The sequence below is a fragment of the Streptomyces sp. NPDC054834 genome, assembly GCF_053611185.1.
In genome coordinates, this window is sequence record NZ_JBSGZV010000112.1 from 1 (window position 1) to 2,534 (window position 2,534).

Consider the following 2,534-nt stretch of genomic DNA (forward strand, 5'->3'; position numbering starts at 1 on the left):
GGTACTGCGACGGTGACGCACGCCTACACGACGACGACGGGCAGTCCGTTCACGGTGACGGCCACCTACGGCGGGAACGCCAGCTTCGCCGGCTCTTCGGGCACGGACACGCAGACGGTGAATCAGGCGGCGACCACTACGGTGGTGGTGTCTTCGCCGGATCCGTCGGTGGTGGGGCAGCCGGTGACGTTCACCGCGACGGTGGCGGCGGTGGCGCCGGGTGCGGGCACGCCGTCGGGGACGGTCACGTTCAACTTCGGTGACGGGTCGCCGACCGTGAGCGGCACCCTGGTGGGTGGTACTGCGACGGTGACGCACGCCTACACGACGACGACGGGCAGTCCGTTCACGGTGACGGCCACCTACGGCGGGAACGCCAGCTTCGCCGGCTCTTCGGGCACGGACACGCAGACGGTTAACCAGGCGGCGACCACTACGGTGGTGGTGTCTTCGCCGGATCCGTCGGTGGTGGGGCAGCCGGTGACCATCACCGCGACGGTGGCGCCGGTGGCGCCGGGCGCGGGCACGCCCACGGGAACGGTCACCATCAGCTTCGGTGACGGCAGCCCGTCCCAGGTGGTGAACCTGGTGGGCGGCACGGCGACGATCCCCCACACCTACACCAGCACCACGGGCAGCCCGTACACCATCACCGCCTCATACGGCGGGAACGGCAACTTCACCTCCTCCATCGGCATCGACACGCAGACGGTGAACCAGGCGGCGACCACTACGGCGGTCGCTTCCTCGCCGGATCCGTCGGTGGTGGGGCAGTCGGTGACCTTCACCGCGACGGTGGCGGCGGTGGCGCCGGGTGCGGGCACGCCGTCGGGGACGGTCACCTTCAACTTCGGTGACGGCAGCCCGTCTCAGGTGGTGAACCTGGTGGGCGGCACGGCGACGATCCCCCACACCTACACCAGCACCACGGGCAGTCCGTTCACGGTGACGGCCACCTACAGCGGGAACGCCAACTTTGCCGGCTCTTCGGGCACGGACACGCAGACGGTGAACCAGGCGGCGACGACCACGGTGGTGGTGTCTTCGCCGGATCCGTCGGTGGTGGGTCAGTCGGTGACGTTCACGGCGACGGTGGCGGCGGTGGCGCCGGGTGCGGGCACGCCGTCGGGGACGGTCACGTTCAACTTCGGTGACGGGTCGCCGACCGTGAGCGGCACCCTGGTGGGTGGTAGTGCGACGGTGACGCACGCCTACACGACCACGGCGGGCAGTCCGTTCACGGTGACGGCCACCTACGGCGGGAACGCCAACTTCGCCGGCTCTTCGGGCACGGACACGCAGACGGTGAACCAGGCGGCGACGACCACGGTGGTGGCGTCTTCGCCGGATCCGTCGGTGGTGGGTCAGCCGGTGACGTTCACCGCGACCGTCGCTGCCGTGGCGCCGGGTGCGGGCACGCCGTCGGGGACGGTCACCTTCAACTTCGGTGACGGCAGCCCGTCCCAGGTGGCGAACCTGGTGGGCGGCACGGCGACGGTGACGCACGCCTACACGACCACGGCGGGCAGTCCGTTCACGGTGACGGCCACCTACGGCGGGAACGCCAGCTTCGCCGGCTCTTCGGGCACGGACACGCAGACGGTTAACCAGGCGTCGACGACCACGGTGGTGGCGTCTTCGCCGGACCCATCGGTGGTGGGTCAGCCGGTGACGTTCACCGCGACCGTCGCTGCCGTGGCGCCGGGGGCGGGGACTCCTACGGGGTCGGTCACGTTCAACTTCGGTGACGGGTCGCCGACCGTGAGCGGCACCCTGGTGGGTGGTACTGCGACGGTCAACCACACCTACACGTCCACGACCGGGAGTCCGTTCGCTGTCACTGCTTCCTATGGTGGGGACGGCAACTTCACCTCCTCCACTGGCTCTGACACGCAGACGGTGAATCAGGCGTCGTCGACCACGGTGGTGGTGTCTTCGCCGGATCCGTCGGTGGTGGGTCAGCCGGTGACGTTCACCGCGACCGTCGCTGCCGTGGCGCCGGGTGCGGGCACGCCGTCGGGCACGGTCATCTTCAACTTCGGTGACGGCAGCCCGTCCCAGGTAGTGAACCTGGTGGGTGGTACTGCGACGGTGACGCACGCCTACACGACCACGGCGGGCAGTCCGTTCACGGTGACGGCCACCTACGGCGGGAACGCCAGCTTCGCCGGCTCTTCGGGCACGGACACGCAGACGGTGAATCAGGCGTCGTCGACCACGGTGGTGGTGTCTTCGCCGGATCCGTCGGTGGTGGGTCAGTCGGTGACGTTCACCGCGACGGTGGCGGCGGTGGCGCCGGGTGCGGGCACGCCGTCGGGGTCGGTCACGTTCGACTTCGGTGACGGGTCGCCGACCCTCAGCGGCAGCCTGGTGGGTGGCACGGCGACGGTGACGCACGCCTACGCCAGCACCTCTGGTAGCCCGTTCTCCGTCACTGCCTCCTATGGTGGGGACGGCAACTTCACCTCCTCCACTGGCTCTGACACGCAGACGGTGAATCAGGCGTCGTCGACCACGGTGGTGGTGTCTTCGCC

Annotated in this window: 1 protein-coding gene; it reads left to right on the plus strand. The window is 69.6% G+C overall.

All coding sequences use genetic code 11. The features are described from left to right. Window positions 1-12 precede the first annotated feature (12 nt). Window positions 13-2,534 (plus strand): beta strand repeat-containing protein (locus ACWGJM_RS48950; RefSeq protein WP_453418269.1); only part of this gene is annotated, 2,522 nt, incomplete at its 3' end.